The sequence below is a fragment of the Lysinibacillus sp. FW301-JW8 genome (genome assembly GCF_058788755.1).
On the sequence record NZ_JBYTBB010000091.1, the window covers coordinates 1 to 18827 of the forward strand.

An 18827-nucleotide genomic window follows, 5' to 3' on the forward strand; every position below is an offset into this window, starting at 1 on the left:
TCGCACAAAAAACATCATGTTGCTGTCGCTGCATTAGCACTACGCTTTCGCACAAAAAACATCATGTTGCTGCCGCTGCGTTAGCACTACGCTTTCGCACAAAAAACATCTGTTGGCCTAAAGCCTCAGGCAGATGTTATGAATTTTGAAAGGGGATTGTTTGCATGCTGTAAGATGTACGAATTTTACAAATTTCAGACTGTCGTATATAGAAACCACTAAATTTTAATTAAAAGGAGCTAATTACAAATGACTACTGCAACAAAAACAATTAACGTATTTATCGCTGATCCACTAAGTGAAGATGGTATTTTCCCACTTCGTCAAGAACAAGATTTAGATCTTAATATCATTGTTGATACTGGTCTGGCACAAGAAGAATTAATCGCAAAAATTGCGGATGTAGATGTATTACTAGTTCGTTCTCAAACAACGGTAACACGCGAAGTAATTGAAGCGGCGAAAAATTTAAAACTTATCGGACGTGCTGGTGTAGGTGTGGACAATATCGATCTTACTGCAGCAACAGAGCATGGTATTATCGTAGTGAATGCACCAGATGGTAACACAAACTCCGCTGCAGAGCACACTATTGCCATGATGACTTCTCTTGCACGTCATATCCCACAAGCATTTAACACATTGAAAAATGGAAAATGGGATCGTAAATCATATGTTGGGGTTGAGCTTAAAAATAAAACTTTAGGTGTTGTAGGCTTTGGTCGTATTGGTGTTGAAGTAGCATATCGTGCTAAAGGACAACGTATGAACGTAATGGCATACGATCCATTCCTAACAGATGAACGTGCAAAAGAATTAGGCGTTACAAAATCATCTGTTGAAGAAATTTGCGAAAATGCAGATTTCATTACAGTACACACACCACTTCTTCCTGAAACACGCAATCTAATTAACAAAGATAAATTTGCTATGATGAAAGATGGCGTTCGCATTATTAACTGTGCACGTGGCGGTATTATTAATGAGGACGATTTATATGATGCTATCGAAGAAGGTAAAGTAGCAGGGGCTGCTCTTGACGTATTCGTATCTGAGCCAGCAACGGATCATAAACTTCTTACTTTACCACAAGTAATCGCAACACCTCACTTAGGTGCATCTACAATTGAAGCTCAAGAATCTGTAGCTGTGGATGTATCAAATGATATTATTAAATTCTATAAAACCGGTACTGTAACTAACCCAGTGAATATGCCTTCTATTCCAAAAGAGCTACTTGCACAAGTTGAACCTTTCTTCGAGTTAGCGGAAAAACTAGGCTCATTCTTATCTCAAGTGACAGCTGAGCCTGTAAAGGAAATCAATTTATCTTATGCTGGTGAGGTAGCAAACTATGATGTGCGCCCATTAACATCAAATGCATTAAAAGGCTTATTATCTAAAAATCATGGTAACCATGTGAATGATGTAAATGCTCGCTATTTATCTGAGCGTATCGGCATGAAAATTAATGAACATAAAACTACGACAGCTAAGGGCTTCACTAGCTTAATTACGATTGAAATTAAAACAGCAAATGAAACACACACTGTAGCTGGTACATTATTAAATGGTCTAGGTGCACGTATTGTTAAAGTAGAAGATTATGTTGTTGATGTAATTCCACAAGGTCACCTACTTTACATTAAAAACACGGACAAACCAGGTGCAATTGGTCGTGTAGCCACAAAGCTAGCTGAAAAAGATATCAACATCGCAACAATGCAGGTTGGCCGTGCACAGGTTGGCGGAACAGCTGTCATGATGCTTACAATCGATAATGTGGTAACAGAAGAAGATTTAACATTTGTAGCACAATTGGAAAATATTGATGAAGTAAAAGCGATTAGCCTATAATTTAATAGAGTTTATGGTAAGGACCTGAGTTAAATACTCGGGTCCTTTTTTATGTACTCACTAAAAAAATTGCAGAGATTAAAACTATTTAAAAGAACTTTACGAATATATGAATGAAGCGATGAAAGTGATGTGATAATGTGATGGATCTAGAAAGTCAGTGGATACGACGTGTGCAGCAATCTACTCATGAGGAAAGTGCTAATCGACTTGTTAAACACTATTATAAGGAAATATTTGCATTTGTTTATAAACAAATCTTAGATGAACAACTAGCTTTAGATTTGACGCAGGAAATTTTCATACGCATGCTACAGTCTATTTCTAGATTTAATAAGAAGAAAGCATCTTTTCGTACATGGCTCTATCGTATTGCTTCCAATCATTGCATTGATTATTTTCGCTCAAAATCGTATCAAGCTGGCCAGCTTACAAACTATGTTGAAGATCTTGAAATATTAGATCCAGTCAATATTATGGATTACCTAATTAAAAAAGAGAATTTAGAGCAAATAAATCACTTCCTTTATAAGAATGAAGCACATACCCAACAAATCGTTCGCTATAAGCTCTTTTTAGAACTGACATTCCAACAGATTGCTGAGCTTTTGGATTTGTCAGAATCAACGGTCAAAACGAGATATTATGCAGTATTAAAAAAACTTAGAGAGGAAATGGGGGCAGTCATATATGAGAAATAAAAAATGGGAGATTCCATATCCATCAGAAGAAGAAATAGAGCGACAGGTTACAATTATAGTTAATCAGGGGCTACCAAAACAACTGAATTTTATACAATTGTTACTTGATATAAAGCAGTATATTGGCTGGAGATATGTTGTGCTTAGCTATGGTGAAGCTCTATTTAGCGGATTTCTTACATTACTAATTTTCAGCTATATTTGGCTAACAGCTAATGAAACGACCATTTATTCTACCAAATTCAATGGTCTGCTATTTATGCTCTCTCCACTTGTTTTCCTAAGTTTAACTGCATATGCATACTATCAAAAAAGGTCAAACAATACCTTTGAGTTAGAAATGACAATGAAATTTACTGTCTTTCAAGTACTTGTATGTCGTATGTTTTTCTTTAGCGGAATAGCTATTTTAGTTAATATGTCTTTCATTTTAGCATTATCACTTAAATTTGAGATTGATGTATTACGACTAGTGCTTTTATCTTTAACCGGATTATTTCTATTTTCATCTGGGCTGCTTTTAACTCTTTATCATGGACAATTCTTCAAACGTTGTATTGGATTTATAGGGGCATGGATAGTAGGAAATAGTTTGTTGCTTATCACAGTAGATCAACAATATGGCGAACTTTTAGATAAATTGCCTATTGCTGCCTATAGTGTCTTATTAGTTGGAGTGCTAGTATTACATCTCTATTCATTTAAACGCTTATTAACGAAAAGTCAGGAAGGAGTAGTTGAATGTTAGTTGTACAAAATGTAGGAAAAGAATATGGAAATTTTATAGCATTACGAAATATTAATTTGCAGTTTGACAATGGTATATATGGCTTACTTGCTCCAAATGGCGCTGGTAAAACTACTCTTATTAAAATGCTTGTTACACTAATTAATCCAACAACTGGTGACATTTTTTATCAAGGTCAATCTATCAAAAAATTGGGGCAATCGTATCGTGAGGAGATTGGTTATTTACCGCAGCACTTTGGGTATTATAAACATTCTACACCAAAGCAATATTTAAACTATTTAGCTGCATTAAAGGGCATGGATAAACAAATTGTCCCTTATCGAATCGATGAAGTTCTTGATATGGTGGCTCTCAAAGATGTAAAAAATAAAAAAATGCGTAAATTCTCAGGCGGAATGATCCAACGGGTAGGTATTGCACAAGCCCTTCTAAGTAATCCCAAAATTATCATATTAGATGAACCAACGGCAGGGCTTGATCCAAAAGAGAGAGCTCGCTTTAGACATATGCTTTCAGATCTTGCACGTAACCGAATTATTATCATTTCTACACATATCGTATCAGACATCGAATCTATAGCGAATGAAATTATCATGATAAAAAATAATATCATTTCACATAAAGATTCTGTTGTTAATATTTGCTCAATACTCACAGGAAAAGTCTTTGAAACAATGATGGGTCATGAGGATATCACTGAATTTCGAAAAAATTATATAACATTAGCAGAAAAACAAGAGCAAAGAAAAATGGTTGTTCGCTTTGTAGCTGAAGAAAAATTAGAGCCATCTTGGAAGTCAGTAGAGCCGCAGCTTGAAGATGTGTTTTTAGTGGAGTATGCATCTGAAGATACGAGTGGTAATAACAAATGAGCATTACTTGGTTAGAAATAAAAAAAGCATTATATTCTCCCACTATTTTAATACTCCTTGCATTGTTTACTATATTTAATATTTTTACGGTTATTAGTAACTCCTATAAAAAAGATGAATTAAAAATAGTAAATGTCATTATTGAAAAATACGGTGATACTTTTAATGATGAGATTTTACGTAAAATGCAGGAAGATTTGAATATAGATGTGAAAAAGCTTAATCCTCAATTTCAAGATGTAAACACTTTTATCAATTCCATGAATTATGAAAAATACCATAATACTACTTTAACTGAACAAAAAGAGATTGATCGTATAAATTTGATGCAAATGTATATTAATCTTGGTATAGGTTTAGATGAACGCTACGCTAAACTAAACATTGAACTGCTAAAGGAAGAAACGATTACAGAATTTGGATTTACTAACTGGACAGCTGACTTTGTTACGAGTGAATATGATAAATTAAATGATCGATTAACAGAAATAAAAGAAACAAACGAGTATAAGAATTGGTTTTTCGCAGGTAATTATCAAATGCATAATGAATTATTTCGTCATCTTATAAAGAATATCGCTATGGAAGGCGTTATTTTAGTTGTACTTCTCACAACACTTATTACGAATTATGAATTTGAACATCGAACACAACTTGTAACATTCGCGACAAAAAAAGGTCGCCTCTTAATGCTTAATAAATTAATGGCAAGTCTTTTGGCAACTCCCATTATCTTACTACCATTATTCGGATTATCATTACTGACGTTTTTTACGGTATATGATTTTTCTGGTTTATGGACTGCACTTATTACCAGTGGTTTGAACTGGGAGTATAAATGGCCGTACATAACATGGTGGCCTATTGAATATTGGGAGTATTTATTATTAACGATTACCATTCTCGTTATCACATTACTTATAATATCACTCCTAACATTTTGCATAAGTTCTATCATAAAAAATAGTTATCTCGCTTGGATAGCAAGTATATTACTTCTCGTAAGTATGTTTGTTGTACCAATGTTCTTTAAAGGTATCCCAACACTAATGCTATTTATGCATTTGAATTTAACATTACTTTTGCTCAACCCACATATGTATTTTTCTGGAGTCTCTAATTTAATGATGTTTAAATATCATGAGGCTTGGACACTAGCTTTATGTGGGCTTATTAGTGCTCCTTGCGTAACATACGCAATCAGACGATTTAATAGAAAGGATATTGTATAATATGCAGCTATTTTGGATGGAAGTGAGGAAAATATTTTCATGGAAGATCGTAGCATTAATTTTATTTGTTAATATACTTCTTTATTGGTTATTATTAGAATTTCATATCGAAGTCTTTCCAAATGGTCGTCCTGCAGGGGATACATTTGCAATTGAGCAGCAGCTGATTCCAAAGTATGGGGCAGAAATAGATGAAAAAGAATATAAAGAATTATTAGCCATGTACAAGCAGGAGAAAAAGAAGGCAGATGCATTTTTAGACCATGACCCGAAAGCTACGGAGTTGGGTATTACAACATACGAAGCATTTCGTCATATTGAATCGGAAGATGAGCAACTTTCAGAGTATCGTGATGCTATTACTTTTCGTAGCACAGAGGACTTCCCATGGGTATTGCAAGCATGGGAAAGTTTAATCGAACGCTACCAATACCATGAAAAATCACTTCAAGCAGAAATCGAACGCACATCTGGAGCACAGCAGCAGCGTTTTGAGCAAATATTGAATGACAGAAAGCATACGATATACTCTAGCATTGTATTAGATAATTTTCGTAGTATTACAGAAAATTTAGCTATTATTATCTTATTTAGCATAGCTATTCTGCTATCTCCTATTTTTCTTAGAGACAAGGTAACATCTATTATTCCATTGCAATATACATCGAAAAAGGGACGGCAAATATTTTGGACAAAATGGCTTGCAGGGCTTGTCAGTGCAGTGTTTATAACAATTGTATTAATGTTTATTTATTTAGCCATGTATACAACAAATAACACTTCTTCCCATTTTGACTTACCTTTGTCTTCATTTAGCTGGTACTATTACTGGTACGATATGACGTTTTTCCAATATATCATTTTAACAATTACTGTAGTCTTTATTGGAGCAGTACTTTTAGGAATAGTATCGATGGCTATTTCGGTATTTGCCCACAATACAATTGCATTGATTGGCATTCAAATTGTTGTTATGTTTGGTATGATAGCTGGGGTCACAAAGTTTATGATTACAGATATTATTTGGATTTGGCATCCTAAATGGCTTGCACCAGCTGGCTACATTCTACTGATTAGCCTTACAGTCATACTTACGCGCTATGCTTGGCGTCGTGAATCTCGGAAAGATATTATGTAATATAAAACGTACTTAGCCATGTTTGGCAAGTGCGTTTTTTTAGTTAAAATGATACTTTTCGCAAAGTCATTCGTCTTTAAAGAAAAGGAGGTGCAGAGGCTGGATGTTTGAAGAACAGTTTTATCTACATAATCAAACCATTTTTAAATACTTATATTACTTACTCAATGATGAAAAGTTAGCGGAGGATTTCACACAGGAGACATTTATTCGCTTTTTCAAATACCAGCAGACAATTAAAGAAGGTGCTGAACTAGCATGGTTAAGGAGCACTGCACGTAATCTAGCCTACGATCATTACCGCCGCAAAAGACTTATTCAATTTGTCCCTTTTTTAAACGATCATGAGGAGCAAGACCCTACCTCCCCACATCAATGGATAACTCAGCAAGAAGATGCACAGTCGCTTTATCTTGCAATTAGCAGACTTAAGCTTACTTATCGAGATGTTATTATTTTACGAAAGATTGAGGGCTTAACCATTCAGGAGACCTGTGATGTCTTGGGCTGGAATGAAGGGAAAGTAAAAAACACTTTAAAACGTGCACTTGTTGCATTAAAAAAGCAACTTGGAGGTGAATTTGATGAAGAGCTATGAAAAGTCTTGGCAACATTTACGTGACCTAAAGCTGACAAAGCAACAGCAGGAAAAAATACTACATCATATTACTACACCTAGGATAATAGAAAAACGACCAATAAAAAAGGCTTGGCAGATTCCTGTAGTGTCTCTACTATTTATGACCATTCTATCGATATTAATTTTGTCTTTTATCCAAAGACCGACTGACCTGCCACTCACAGCAGATTCGAATAAAACAATTGCTAAAGCCTATGTACAAACTAATGAAAATAAAAAAACGTTTATCGCAAAAGCATCGTGCCTTTATGTACCTCAGCAATGCTATACTAATAAACAACTATTATCTCAGCTTGAAGAACAAATGGAACATGCGCCTACAGTTTCAGTAACAGCTCAGCAGTGGGAAGCAAATCGTTACATTAAACCTCAAGACTTATTGATTGTCTATTCTGATGGATCACAAGAGAAATGGAAGGTACTAAACTATGATACTCTCTTTAATATCCAAACTGAGCATGCCATTCAATCAGAAAATGCGTTTAGTTCAATAGAGTTATACTACGATGATAAACGTTCCACCAAGATGATTTTAGGAAATATTTTCATATTACTTACACACTTTACACTTTGGCTAGCTAAAAAAAGAATGCCTCATACCGAACGGCGCTTTTTCGCTGCTACAGTTGAACATGCAACCGCAAATGCCATCATGCTTGTCTTGTTTTCAGGTATTTTATACGCAATTTATTTACTTTGGCATTCTATACACGTAACGACAATATATAGCTTATTTACAATCTACTCTATAATGCAAATATACTACCGAAAAAAAGCTGGTGAACCTCAAGGTTACCTAATAGTGAGCGCTGTGGTTCAACTATTTATTGCAACTGCCTTTACATGGCTGTATCTTGCATTTAATGTACATTTTTAATCGATATTTCTCTAAAAAGTTTCGATAAAACCTCAATTTATTTCGATATTCCATCAAACTTTTTCGATAAAGTGCATTTTAATCAGTGGAGGGCCTTTTCGTCCTCCACTGATTATTTTCATTTCAACGCAATACATATATTTTTTGCTTCTGTGAAAAATTCCAAGCTATGGTGGCCGCCTTCACGTCCTATGCCACTCTTTTTAAAGCCTCCAAAAGGAGCTCGTAAGTCGCGCACAAACCAGCAATTTACCCAAATTGTACCTGCACGTACATCATGAGAAATACGGTGTGCACGCTGTAAATTCTCGGTCCAGACAACTGCATTTAAACCGTACTCTGTTCCATTAGCTATTGCAAGTGCCTCTTCCTCTGTATTAAACGGGATAATTGTAACGATAGGACCGAAAATCTCCTCTTGGCAAATGCGAGCTTGCGGATTTTCTTGTAAATAAATTGTCGGCTGTAAATAATACCCCGTACTTAATTGAGCTGGTAATTCAGGTCGTTTACCACCATAAATAAGCGTAGAATTTTCATATTCAGCTACACTTAAATAACTCGTTACCTTATTATAATGTGCTTCACTTACGACTGGCCCCATATTCGTCTTAGCATCTTGCGGATCACCAACTACTAATGCTGCAGCCGCCTCTTTAAAACGTGTAAGGAATTCATCTAAAATTGAACGTTGCACTAAAATACGTGACCCTGCTAGACAAACTTGACCAGAGTTCATAAATGCTGCTTGAATCGATATAGGGATGGCTTTTTCTAAGTTGGCATCTTCAAAAATAATATTTGCCGCCTTCCCTCCTAATTCAAAGGAAACTTTTTTCAATGAATCAGCACCGTTTTTCATGATTGCTTTCCCTGTCGTCGTTTCCCCTGTGAAGGAAATTAAATCAACTTCAGGATGTGTCGTCATAAATTCCCCTGCTGATTGTACTCCAAAGCCGTGGACAACGTTAACAACCCCATCTGGAATGCCTGCCTGTTGTGCAATCTCACCAAGTAACGATACAGTTAATGGTGTAATTTCTGCTGGTTTTATGACCGCTGTATTTCCCGAAGCCAGGCATGGACCAAGCTTCCACGTAGTTAGCATAAACGGTAAATTCCAAGGTGTTATTAATGCTGCAACCCCAACTGGTTCATAGCGCGTATAATTTAAATAAGCATCGTCCATCGGATATACTTCGCCACCTTGCTGTTCCATAAAATCAGCAAAAAACTTCAAATTTTCCGCGGCACGAGGAATCTCACGTTCTAATGCTACTTGATAAGGCTTACCAACATCTAATGCTTCAAGGCGCGCTAACTCCTCTTTGCGTTCTAGAATAATTTCTGCCATCCGACGAATTTTCGCTAAACGCTCAGATAAAGGCATTGTACGCCAAGGACCTACTTCAAAAGCTTGCCGTGCTGCTTCACACGCCCGATCCACATCTTCAAAGCTTGCTTCATGAACTTTTGCAATAATTTCCTGGGTCGCAGGATTTTTCACCTCGAATAATGTTCGAGAAGAAGATTCTACATATTCTCCATTTATAAATAGTTTAACTTCTTTCAATTTCGTTTGTGTATTCTCCATCGTAGACCACTCCTTATTATTCATTTTGACGACGTTGGATAGACTTCCCTGCAATTCCCCAATGAGTGCTTGGGATTTCATTTAAGCACACACGAACTGTTTCAAGTGGTGCATCTAATACAGATGAAACGGTTTGGCTTACTTCTGCAATTAACCGTTCCTTTTGCTCTGGTGTCCGTCCCTCAATAAATGTTATTTGAATAAATGGCATTCCACCTGCCCCCTTTGCTATCGTTCTACTTGAACTGTTAATGACTCCATTCCGTCAAAGCTTACAGTAAAGTTATCCCCTGCATGCATTGTTGCAGAGCCTGTTAACGCGCCACTCAGCACAATATCTCCAGCTCGTATATGTTGTCCACGAGCGATTAATTTATTAGCCATCCATGCTATGGCTCGTGCTGGATATCCCATCACTGAACCCGCTGTACTTGTCGCAAAAATCTCATCATTTTGCATGAAAATACAGCCCATATTCACAAGATCCACCTCGTTTACCGCATATTTTTGCGAACTCACTATGTAACGAGAGGAAGAAGAGTTATCAGCGATTACATCCGGTAATGTAAAATTAAAATTTAAATAACGACTATCGATAATCTCCATTGCAGGCGCAATATAATCAGTTGCTTTCAACACCTGTGCAACGGTTACAATCGGGCCACCCAAATCCTGCTTAAATACAAAGGCAATCTCTGGTTCAATTTTCGGGTGAATGAGAGATTTTACTGAAATCGGCAGCTTTGCATTTAACTCCATATTCGCTAACAGCACACCGTAAGAAGGCTCATGAACTCCCATCATTTGTTGCTTTGCCTTACTCGTTAACCCAAGCTTTAGCCCTGAAATAGTTGTTTCCTCATGCATACATTTCAGTTCAATTAATTTATCTTGAATATTATAGGCAGTTTCCACTGTCAGCTCTGGATATTGATCAACAAACTTCGTAACCTCTGACCTATCTCGCTCTGCTTTATACAACTCATACGCAATTTGATCTAACGTATCGGTTTTCATCATCGGGCGTTCCTCCGCTTCTAGTTTACTGTCTGCTTATGATTGGCTAACTCTCGAGCAATTTCTGCGATTAAATCCTCTTGCCCACCTACTGCCTTCATTTTGCCAAGCTCCACTAAAATTTCACGCTCATCTACGTTATATTTCTTTGCCGCTTCCTGCGTAAATAATAAAAAGCTAGAGTAAACACCTGCGTAGCCCATTATTAAACTAGAGCCTGTTATTTCTTGAGGACGAGGCATAAAGGGTGCAACCACTTCATTCGCAACATCAATTACACTATATAAATCAATACCAGTTTCATAGCCTAGACGATCAAAAACAGCCACCATTACCTCCGTTTGTGTATTCCCACTACCTGCACCCAAACAGCGTAAACTACCATCCACATACGTAGCACCCGCTTCAACAGCAGCAATTGTATTAGCCATAGCAAGTGATAAATTATTATGTGCATGAAAGCCAATCTCACAGGAAACATGCGACTTTAATGCAGCTACTCGTTCCTTAACCTCATGAGGAAGCATAGCACCTGCTGAATCTGTCACATAAATAATTTCAGCACCGTAACTCTCAAATAATTTTGCCTGTTCAACGATTACAGATGTTGGAGCCATATGTGCCATCATTAAAAATCCAACTGTTTTCAATCCTAGCTCCCGACTTAAGTAAATATGTTGACCAGCAACATCAGCCTCGGTTACATGGGTTGCAACACGGACCATTTTAGCTCCAGCCTTTACCGCGTCTTTTAAATCTTCCTTTACACCAATGCCTGGTAAAATTAACACCGAAATAGCCGAATCCCCACATTCTTCTTGTGCTGCTTCTATTAACTTCAGTTCATCTACCTTGGAAAATCCATACTGTAATGAGGAGCCCCCTAATCCATCTCCATGGGATACCTCAAAATATTTCACCTTTGCCTTCCTTAAACCGCGCGCAACCGCTCTCACCTGCTGCTCTGTAAATGCATGACGCATAGAATGACTGCCATCACGTAATGTCACATCTAAAACTGTTATTTTTTTCATTACACTCACCTCCGTTTAGTTCGATTTCACTGTTGCATGTTGCTGTTTAGCAATCTCATTCCCTACTTGTACTGCTGCAGCCGTCATAATATCTAGATTTCCTGAATAGGTCGGGAAGAAATCTCCTGCTCCCTCCACCTCTAAAAAAATTGATACTTGTTGACCATTAAAAATAGGAGCACTTGTCAGTCGATATCCTGGTACATATTGTTGAACAGCTTGCACTATATCTTCAATAGCTTTTAAAATTTCTTGCTCCCTATTACGCTCATTTACTAAAACATGCACAGTATCACGCATCATAATCGGTGGATCAGCTGGATTTAAAATAATAATGGCCTTGCCCTTGCTCGCTCCACCCACGTCCTCTATTGCCCTTGCTGTAGTTCTTGTAAATTCATCAATATTAGCCCGAGTACCAGGTCCAGCGCTTTTACTTGCTACTGTAGCAACAATTTCCGCATATTCAACATCAGCTACTTGATTAATCGCATAGACAATTGGAATAGTCGCTTGCCCACCACAAGTCACCATATTGACATTTTCGGCCGTTGCGAATTTTTTCAAATTAGCACATGGCACAACAAATGGACCAATAGCAGCTGGCGTTAAATCAATAATCTTTTTACCAAGGGCAAGCACTTTCTCACTGTGTATCGAATGTGCCTTTGCCGTTGTGGCATCAAACACAATATCAAAGAGCTCTGGACAGACCACTAATCCTTCAATTCCATTTGTGATTGTAAGATAACCACGAGACTTTGCACGTTGAATTCCCTCAGAGGCAGGGTCAATTCCTACCATGACACTCATTGATAAGTACTCACTACGTTCGATTTTGTACATTAAATCGGTACCGATATTACCCGAGCCTAAAATCGCAACCTTTAGTTTTGCCATCTTCATTTCTCCTCCTTCAGCCTAAACGTAGCGGACACAGCACCTAAATGAGCAAACTCTGCTACAAACGTATCTCCGTCCTCAATTGTGACTGCGGCTGTCAAAGCACCTGCCAACACAAATTCACCTGCCTGTAAACCGATATGATATTTACTAAGCTTATTAGCTAACCATGCAACTGCACGTAATGGATCGCCCATTACAGCGGCAGCAGCGGCACTATCAAACAACTCACCGTTTCGGTAAACATTCATACCCATATGCGGTAAGTCTACATCTAGCAATTTTGTAGGATTTCCACCAATAATCACCATTGCAGAGGAACCATTGTCTGCAACAGTATCTTCAAAACGAATTTTCCAATCAGCTATCCGGCTATCAATTACTTCTAATGCAGGGACGATGTAATCCGTTGCCTCAACAACATCCTCCACTGTAATATTTGGCCCGTACAAGTCCTTCTTTAAAACGAACGCAATCTCAAATTCCAGCTTTGGCTGAATAAAATGATTTAGTGAAATTGTTGCACCATCGACCTCCACCATATTCGATAAAATATGACCGTAGTCTGGCTCTGACACATTAAATTGCTGCTGCATTACCTTACTCGTTAAGCCAATTTTCTTACCGACAATATGCTTCCCCTCCTGTTGCTTTGCAGCAATTTGAAGTAATTGAATAGCATAAGCGTCATTTACAGTTATATCTGGAATAGTAGATGTTAAAGGGGCGATAGGTTGCTTCGACACCTCAGCTTCCTGTAATTTCTTTGCGTATAATTGTCTATCCATGCCTACCTCCTCCTAGATCTGCACCGGTGTTTCCGATGATAATGCTCCATATCGTCCATTAAAAAATAGCAATGGCTCCCCATCTTCTAGATGAATGTTTTTCACTCGTCCAATAAATAACGTATGATCACCTTCTATATACGTGCTTGCCACCTCACAGCTTACTTGTGCAATAGCACCTTCAATTGTCGGTGCACCTTGTAAATCACCGAATGTTACATTCCGCTTTTCTTTGATTTGTCCAGCAAATAGCATTGACAGCTCTTGCTGTTGAGCCGATAAAAAATTGACAGTAAATGTACCGCTTTGTTGGATATGCTTAAGCATAGAAGCTTTTTCACCAATAGAGATGACAACTAATTTTGGATCAAGTGAAACAGACATGAACGCATTTGCAGTCATGCCATGTATTTTGCCATTAACATTTGTTGTAATCACTGTGACACCTGTTGCAAATTTCCCCATCGCATTTCTAAATAGACGATCCTCCATTACATAACCTCCTCATGATATAGTGCTGTCTCAAATACTTTAAAGTAGTATTTAAGACAGCTGTTTGGACTTTTTTACTTCACTGGAACCTTTACTGCTCGATCTGGTGTGCCATACAAGAAATACTCATTTGGTAGTGGAGAGCCATACCAAATAATCGCTTCATCTAACTCATTCTCGCGCCATGTTATCGGCTTCCAATCAGGATCGAAAATCAGGTAGCCTGAATCGCCAAATAATTCAACTCGATTGCCACCAGGCTCCATTACATACATGAAGTACGCTTGACTTACACCATGTTTTCCAGGGCCAGCCTCTATTTGAATACCATTTTCCACAAAAATATCTGCCGTATCCATAAGATGCTGAGGATAACCGTACCAAAATGCAATATGATGGAAGCGACCACTGTTGCCAGTTTGGTCGTTCATTAACGCTACCTCATGTACAAGTGGACTAACACTCATCCATGCTCCGATTTCTTCATCATTGTTCAGAACAATTTGTTCACGTAACTTGAAGCCTAAATGCTCAGACATAAACTCACGGTTTTTTGCTACATCCCTACACATTAAATTGATATGATCTAAACGACGTGCTGGAATACCCATTAATGGACGCTTTTGCGGACGACTTTTTAATAAAGTTTTTTGATCTTCAGCTGGCTGGAAATAATCTACTTCCCACAAAATTTCTTGATTGTGTCCATCTGGTGTGACGAATTGGTAAGCACGACCATGACCTAAATCGCCATCAATCCAACCTTTTCCGTAACCGCTTTTTTCTAAAGATGCGACACGACGCTCCAGCGCTTCTGGTGAACTTGCTCGCCATGCAGAATGTCCAAGGCCTGCTTCCTTTCCTTCCGTAAGCTTTAGTGTGTGATGATAAAAATCTTCATAGCCTCGTAGATAAACCGATTGCCCCTCACGTGCTGTAATTTGTAGCCCCATATAATCTGTGAAAAACTTTAAAGATTCCTCTGGCTTTGGCGTAAAAAGCTCCACATGCGCTAATTGCGCTACATCAAAATTTGTCATCAAACATTCCCCCTACTGTTATCTTTATTTATTTGTAAAATAATTCACATCATCAGGATTAACCCAAGTCGGATCTGTCCACCCTGTTAAATCGTAATCAGCCATACATTGCTCAGCAAAAGCAATAAACTCATCTGTTTTACCACTGCCTTGAGCGCCAAATAATGTTTGTAATCGGATATCCTCATGATTTCCAGCATAATTACGTTCGTATAATTCACTCCGACCACCAAATTCAGTACCAATTGCATCCCAAAGTAGCTTTATGGTTTTAATTTTTTCAAGCGCTTCAATACCATTTGAACCACGATAAAGCTTATTTAATGTCGGACGGAATTCCTCGTTTAAAAAATCTCTTGCGCTAGATGGCTGGACAATTAAATTCCCTGCTACAATTTGCTGAATAATGCCTTTAATCTTTGGCCAACCTTCCTGTAAAAATACGCGATAGGCTAGTCCACCATTTAAATTCGGAATAACGATGCCATTTTCTTTTTTCTCAGGGTTCAATGCCATCGCATCACTTAATGACCAGAACATATGACGCCAAGCAATAATTTCTCCAATATGAACCTGAACACCACGGAATTGATCAGTGCCTGCCGTCTTTAATGCCTTCAACAATACACCAATAATAAAATCTAATTTCACCGCTAAGCGTGTGACACCTTGGAAAGTAAAGCGATTAATGAAACCGCTTTCTACAAAGAATGAAGTTGTCTTTTGCATATCTTCATAAATTAAAATATTTTCCCATGGAATAAGCGCTTGCTCAAATACAAGTACTGCATCATTTTCATCGAAACGACTACTTAGCGGATAATCAAATGGACTCCCCATAACCGCAGACGTCATCTCATACGATGCGCGACTAATAAGCTTTACACCAGGTGCATCCATTGGGGCAATAAAGACAACAGCAAATTTTTTATCTTTAATCGGTAAACCATACGTGCCCACAAAATTGTAATTAGTTATAGCTGAGCCTGTAGCTACCATCTTCGAGCCACTAATAATCAAACCTTCGTCCGTTTCACGTTCCACTTGGATAAAAACATCCCCTACTTCATGGACATCTTTGTGTCGATCTACAGGCGGGTTCACAATTGCATGATTAAAGAACCAATTTCGTTCTTGTGACTCCTTATACCAACGCTTCGCATTTTCTTGATAAGGTGAATAGTATTCAGGATTTCCACCAAGTGTTGCAAGGAATGAAGCCTTGTAGTCTGGTGTCCGCCCCATCTGCCCATATGTAAGGCGGGCCCAAGCAACAATAGCATCCCGTCCTTTAATTAAATCATCCGCGCTACGTGCTGCACGGAAATAACTATGGGTATAACCTCCACTACCCGTATCCGTTTCACAAGTTAAAATATCTTTGTATTTTGGGTCATGCATGGCATCATATAAACGTGATATCGATCGTGCCGAATTCCGAAAAGCTGGATGAGTCGTGACATCCTTTACACGTTCACCATGTAACCAAATTTCCCGACTATCCTTTAAACTTTCTAAATATTCCTGCCCTGTCAATGGCTTCGTACCTTGCTTTACAACCATTCCCTTCCCCCCTACAATTATTTTTTCTTGTTTGACATGTCTATTTAAATATAATTCTTTCGGAATTTTTAGATAATTAATAAAAAGTATAGAATTCTACTGTTTTTCCTTCAAATTTGAAAGGAATATATGCAGAAAATAGAAAAAAGCCAGCAAATTCGCTGACTTTTCTTACTTTTTATTTTCTAATGCTTTCATCACGTAATAGATTTTCAGGGCTAACTGGCATCGAAAGCGTCCATCTCCTGTCCGTAAATCTTCTTGCAATAAAGTTTCAATTTTTTCCATTCTATAACGGAATCCTGGAATTGAAAGACTCAAAGCCTTTGCTGTTTTATTGACATTACCACTGTGGTTTAAAAAAACCTCTAAAGTATGGGCAAGTGTTGCATTATTTTGCTCATCATATTTTATTAGCTGACCTAGCACCTCTTCATAGAACTGTAAGAGCTCCCTTGGGTTTGTTGTCTTTAAAAATAACATAATATGCTGAAAGTTTTCGTAAATTTCAGATTGTGTCTGTCTAGGTGCTGCATATCGTAGAAATTGACAAATCAGTCTAGCCTCATTGTGGCTGTTTCCGATTTCTTCTAACTTATCGGCATTTTTCCCCACACCAATTTGGAATATAGATTGCTTAAACCGCTCTTTTAATCGTTTTGTTAATACACTAACAAAATCTGACATATATTCGATATTCTTTTCACAATCCTCTAAAATAAGTAGGATTTCTTGATTTTTAATAAAACACTCAATATTTAAATACTCTGTTATTAAAAAGCTATGCAAAGTTTCAGGTTCCTCATACTCAGATGTTATGACTATTACACGATTGTTTTTACTAGGATCAAAATAGAAAATGCTACGGGCCTTTTTAATGAGTGCCTCTGTGGAAGATTGTCTACTCATGATTTCATCTAAAAAATCGGACTTTCTTTGCCATTGTGATTGAGCAATTTGCATCTGTGTATATAAATAAATTGAGAATACCGTCACAGCGCGTTCAATAATCATTTCCTGCTCTCGCATTAACTCATTATGGCTAAGAATCACTAAAGTCCCCAATTGCTTTTTCATAGTCATAATCTCATACTCATGTCGAAACTCTTTTTTCTTACGATTTCCTTCTATATAAAGCTGTTCATCATCCTTATGCATAAAATAATAACCAATTGGCTTCAATAAGTATCTCCGCTCAATTATTATACTACATTGCAACGCATCACTTAAAAGATGTAAGAGTTGATTTAACGTATAGCCCTCAAGCATTGCATGTGTCATTTGTTTGTGGATGGTGTCAGAATGTAGGATAGAATTATTCAGTGATTTTAATTCATTATACGTAGCGTCTAATTCATCAGATAAGGAGGTTTCTTGAAAATATCGTAATAAATCTAATTGCTCTGCTGTAGCATGCTCCTTAGTTCTAACGACAAATTTACAATAGTCATCACATTTACCACGACATTTTTCCTCAAAAACAACGACTTCTCTTGAATAAGTTTTTGCTAGAAAGCCTGCTACATAACCAATCAAGGTCCAGCATACACTTTCGTCACTAAAGCCAAAATGGCGAACATGCTCCTCCGCCTCATAAGAATGGAACCACTTGCCTTCCATTTCAAATTTATCGTCACTTATTTCAAGTACATCAATTTCTACACTGACAACGCCCTCTAATGTATGGATTGCAGCACCAGCTCTTATCAACTCTTTTAACTCTTTCCAATTGTACATTTTCTCAATAGAGCCACCAGCACTATAGCCACACGCCCAACCATAGCGTAATAAAAAACCCTTTGCTCGCTCCATATTCAACGTTTGAATAATATCACGCCTAAAAAATCCAAGTGCCTCAGCTGATTTTAGGATCATTCGATTTCCATTGAACTTTATAATGCCCGAACGCGGATTAATATCAATGGCATTTTCAAACACTAAACGATTTGCTTTCACTATATACACCCCCATAAACTTGCAGTCTTTACAACAAAAAAGGCTTGTACATTTCTCCAAATCGAAATCACTAGATTGAAAGTGTTTACTTTTATTTAGTATAAATTTATTTTTTTGATAATTCAATTTATTTAGGGGTGTTGTTTCAATAAAGCTTGGGCTTGTTTCGATATTTCACGAAAAAGTTTCGATAAAACCTCAATTTGTTTCAATAAATTTCAAAAAAAATGTACTGATCCTTTGTTGGATCAGTACATTTTTCATAGTGTTGAAAAACTAAATGGTCAAGGGACTTTTTGTGAATACTACTAAGTCAAAATGAAGGTGATTTCCGTTCCAGGCTACTCGCTTTGCCGCTGACGCTTCGCTTTC

The 18827-nt window shown here is 37.4% G+C and carries 18 protein-coding genes; 8 read left to right on the top strand and 10 right to left on the bottom strand.

Features of this window, described 5'->3' with window-relative positions:
• The first annotated feature begins 249 nt into the window (after positions 1 to 249).
• The 8 genes from serA to AC3WOM_RS24325 all read left to right on the top strand — a co-directional run bounded on the left by serA (position 250) and on the right by AC3WOM_RS24325 (position 8068).
• A complete protein-coding gene (gene serA / locus AC3WOM_RS24290; RefSeq protein ID WP_427540980.1) occupies positions 250 to 1857 on the top strand; it encodes a phosphoglycerate dehydrogenase in 1608 nt (535 codons plus the stop codon).
• A gap of 143 nt (positions 1858 to 2000) precedes the next feature.
• Positions 2001 to 2558 carry an RNA polymerase sigma factor gene (locus tag AC3WOM_RS24295; protein ID WP_427540977.1) on the top strand — a complete coding sequence of 186 codons (558 nt, stop codon included), beginning with the start codon at positions 2001 to 2003 and terminating at the stop codon, positions 2556 to 2558.
• Complete coding sequence (locus AC3WOM_RS24300; RefSeq protein WP_427540974.1) at positions 2548 to 3306, top strand: hypothetical protein; 759 nt, start codon at positions 2548 to 2550, stop codon at positions 3304 to 3306. Before AC3WOM_RS24295 ends, AC3WOM_RS24300 begins: the two co-directional genes overlap by 11 nt.
• Positions 3300 to 4181 (top strand): ABC transporter ATP-binding protein, encoded by an 882-nt coding sequence (locus AC3WOM_RS24305; protein WP_427540971.1) that lies wholly within the window; start codon positions 3300 to 3302, stop codon positions 4179 to 4181. Before AC3WOM_RS24300 ends, AC3WOM_RS24305 begins: the two co-directional genes overlap by 7 nt.
• Complete coding sequence (locus AC3WOM_RS24310) at positions 4178 to 5413, top strand: hypothetical protein (protein WP_427540968.1); 1236 nt, start codon at positions 4178 to 4180, stop codon at positions 5411 to 5413. The genes AC3WOM_RS24305 and AC3WOM_RS24310 overlap by 4 nt, the downstream gene beginning before the upstream one ends.
• 1 nt (position 5414) lies before the next feature.
• Complete coding sequence (locus AC3WOM_RS24315; RefSeq protein WP_492448724.1) at positions 5415 to 6551, top strand: ABC transporter permease; 1137 nt, start codon at positions 5415 to 5417, stop codon at positions 6549 to 6551.
• A 103-nt stretch (positions 6552 to 6654) separates the two neighbouring features.
• Complete coding sequence (locus tag AC3WOM_RS24320) at positions 6655 to 7149, top strand: RNA polymerase sigma factor (RefSeq protein ID WP_427540962.1); 495 nt, start codon at positions 6655 to 6657, stop codon at positions 7147 to 7149.
• Positions 7136 to 8068, top strand: coding sequence for a hypothetical protein (locus AC3WOM_RS24325; protein WP_492448725.1), 933 nt, complete (start codon positions 7136 to 7138; stop codon positions 8066 to 8068). Before AC3WOM_RS24320 ends, AC3WOM_RS24325 begins: the two co-directional genes overlap by 14 nt.
• A gap of 118 nt (positions 8069 to 8186) precedes the next feature.
• Here the strand turns inward: AC3WOM_RS24325 and AC3WOM_RS24330 are convergent, their stop codons facing one another.
• From AC3WOM_RS24330 to AC3WOM_RS24375, 10 genes are all read right to left on the bottom strand, one after another.
• Complete coding sequence (locus AC3WOM_RS24330) at positions 8187 to 9662, bottom strand: aldehyde dehydrogenase (RefSeq protein ID WP_492448726.1); 1476 nt, start codon at positions 9660 to 9662, stop codon at positions 8187 to 8189.
• Positions 9663 to 9678: 16 nt separating this feature from the next.
• The gene (locus AC3WOM_RS24335; protein ID WP_427540953.1) at positions 9679 to 9873 is read right to left on the bottom strand and encodes a 4-oxalocrotonate tautomerase; all 195 of its coding nucleotides are present in this window, start codon (positions 9871 to 9873) and stop codon (positions 9679 to 9681) included.
• Positions 9874 to 9890: 17 nt separating this feature from the next.
• On the bottom strand, positions 9891 to 10682 hold the full coding sequence (locus AC3WOM_RS24340; RefSeq protein ID WP_492448727.1) for a 2-keto-4-pentenoate hydratase: 792 nt from the start codon (positions 10680 to 10682) through the stop codon (positions 9891 to 9893).
• A 17-nt stretch (positions 10683 to 10699) separates the two neighbouring features.
• Positions 10700 to 11713: a 4-hydroxy-2-oxovalerate aldolase gene (dmpG, locus tag AC3WOM_RS24345; protein ID WP_492448728.1), complete on the bottom strand. Its 1014-nt coding sequence runs from the start codon at positions 11711 to 11713 to the stop codon at positions 10700 to 10702.
• Between the two features lie 15 nt (positions 11714 to 11728).
• Positions 11729 to 12613 (bottom strand): acetaldehyde dehydrogenase (acetylating), encoded by an 885-nt coding sequence (locus AC3WOM_RS24350; RefSeq protein WP_492448729.1) that lies wholly within the window; start codon positions 12611 to 12613, stop codon positions 11729 to 11731.
• A gap of 2 nt (positions 12614 to 12615) precedes the next feature.
• Positions 12616 to 13404, bottom strand: a complete 789-nt coding sequence (locus AC3WOM_RS24355) for a 2-keto-4-pentenoate hydratase (protein ID WP_492448730.1) — start codon at positions 13402 to 13404, stop codon at positions 12616 to 12618.
• A 12-nt stretch (positions 13405 to 13416) separates the two neighbouring features.
• Positions 13417 to 13896 (bottom strand): flavin reductase family protein, encoded by a 480-nt coding sequence (locus tag AC3WOM_RS24360; RefSeq protein ID WP_427540938.1) that lies wholly within the window; start codon positions 13894 to 13896, stop codon positions 13417 to 13419.
• Positions 13897 to 13970: 74 nt separating this feature from the next.
• Positions 13971 to 14936 carry a catechol 2,3-dioxygenase gene (locus AC3WOM_RS24365; RefSeq protein ID WP_427540935.1) on the bottom strand — a complete coding sequence of 322 codons (966 nt, stop codon included), beginning with the start codon at positions 14934 to 14936 and terminating at the stop codon, positions 13971 to 13973.
• Between the two features lie 24 nt (positions 14937 to 14960).
• Positions 14961 to 16499, bottom strand: a complete 1539-nt coding sequence (locus AC3WOM_RS24370) for a 4-hydroxyphenylacetate 3-hydroxylase N-terminal domain-containing protein (protein WP_427540932.1) — start codon at positions 16497 to 16499, stop codon at positions 14961 to 14963.
• 171 nt (positions 16500 to 16670) lie between these two features.
• Positions 16671 to 18455 carry a XylR N-terminal domain-containing protein gene (locus tag AC3WOM_RS24375; protein WP_492448731.1) on the bottom strand — a complete coding sequence of 595 codons (1785 nt, stop codon included), beginning with the start codon at positions 18453 to 18455 and terminating at the stop codon, positions 16671 to 16673.
• Positions 18456 to 18827: the final 372 nt, after the last annotated feature.

What these genes read in the sequence shown, in the direction of transcription:
- serA (WP_427540980.1), top strand. Translation starts at nt 250, where the DNA reads ATGACTACTGCAACAAAAACAATTAACGTATTTATCGCTGATCCACTA.
- AC3WOM_RS24295 (WP_427540977.1), top strand. Translation starts at nt 2,001, where the DNA reads ATGGATCTAGAAAGTCAGTGGATACGACGTGTGCAGCAATCTACTCAT.
- AC3WOM_RS24300 (WP_427540974.1), top strand. Translation starts at nt 2,548, where the DNA reads ATGAGAAATAAAAAATGGGAGATTCCATATCCATCAGAAGAAGAAATA.
- AC3WOM_RS24305 (WP_427540971.1), top strand. Translation starts at nt 3,300, where the DNA reads ATGTTAGTTGTACAAAATGTAGGAAAAGAATATGGAAATTTTATAGCA.
- AC3WOM_RS24310 (WP_427540968.1), top strand. Translation starts at nt 4,178, where the DNA reads ATGAGCATTACTTGGTTAGAAATAAAAAAAGCATTATATTCTCCCACT.
- AC3WOM_RS24315 (WP_492448724.1), top strand. Translation starts at nt 5,415, where the DNA reads ATGCAGCTATTTTGGATGGAAGTGAGGAAAATATTTTCATGGAAGATC.
- AC3WOM_RS24320 (WP_427540962.1), top strand. Translation starts at nt 6,655, where the DNA reads ATGTTTGAAGAACAGTTTTATCTACATAATCAAACCATTTTTAAATAC.
- AC3WOM_RS24325 (WP_492448725.1), top strand. Translation starts at nt 7,136, where the DNA reads ATGAAGAGCTATGAAAAGTCTTGGCAACATTTACGTGACCTAAAGCTG.
- AC3WOM_RS24330 (WP_492448726.1), bottom strand. Translation starts at nt 9,662, where the DNA reads ATGGAGAATACACAAACGAAATTGAAAGAAGTTAAACTATTTATAAAT.
- AC3WOM_RS24335 (WP_427540953.1), bottom strand. Translation starts at nt 9,873, where the DNA reads ATGCCATTTATTCAAATAACATTTATTGAGGGACGGACACCAGAGCAA.
- AC3WOM_RS24340 (WP_492448727.1), bottom strand. Translation starts at nt 10,682, where the DNA reads ATGATGAAAACCGATACGTTAGATCAAATTGCGTATGAGTTGTATAAA.
- dmpG (WP_492448728.1), bottom strand. Translation starts at nt 11,713, where the DNA reads ATGAAAAAAATAACAGTTTTAGATGTGACATTACGTGATGGCAGTCAT.
- AC3WOM_RS24350 (WP_492448729.1), bottom strand. Translation starts at nt 12,613, where the DNA reads ATGGCAAAACTAAAGGTTGCGATTTTAGGCTCGGGTAATATCGGTACC.
- AC3WOM_RS24355 (WP_492448730.1), bottom strand. Translation starts at nt 13,404, where the DNA reads ATGGATAGACAATTATACGCAAAGAAATTACAGGAAGCTGAGGTGTCG.
- AC3WOM_RS24360 (WP_427540938.1), bottom strand. Translation starts at nt 13,896, where the DNA reads ATGGAGGATCGTCTATTTAGAAATGCGATGGGGAAATTTGCAACAGGT.
- AC3WOM_RS24365 (WP_427540935.1), bottom strand. Translation starts at nt 14,936, where the DNA reads ATGACAAATTTTGATGTAGCGCAATTAGCGCATGTGGAGCTTTTTACG.
- AC3WOM_RS24370 (WP_427540932.1), bottom strand. Translation starts at nt 16,499, where the DNA reads ATGGTTGTAAAGCAAGGTACGAAGCCATTGACAGGGCAGGAATATTTA.